Source organism: Serratia sp. HNCC26DJ244 (genome assembly GCF_057180565.1).
The window spans coordinates 1-215 of the sequence record NZ_JBXUGO010000173.1 but is presented as its reverse complement, the minus strand read 5'-3'; the positions used below and the strand labels follow the sequence as shown (position 1 = coordinate 215).

At 60.5% G+C, this 215-nt stretch carries 1 protein-coding gene; it reads right to left on the bottom strand.

Going from position 1 to position 215, the window contains the following annotated elements; all coding sequences use genetic code 11:
- Window positions 1–215 (bottom strand): hypothetical protein (locus AC2A06_RS19140; protein ID WP_484381342.1); only part of this gene is annotated, 215 nt, incomplete at both ends.

Sequence of the window (215 nt, the reverse complement as noted above, 5' to 3'; positions counted from 1 at the left end):
TGGTTTTCGCTGAGCCTAACAGGCCGGTTTGGTCATACACCATCACCACACTGTTGGCTTCCGCACGACCTGTCAGGACCGGGTAAGGATCATCTGTGGCACTGCCGCTGAGCATGCCTTGCGGTTGTGGCGCACCCACATTGTCTGCGGCCGAGTCGATAAACGGCGCGTTCGGCGCCACCGTGTCGACGGTAAACACCCAGGTACCGCTGGTG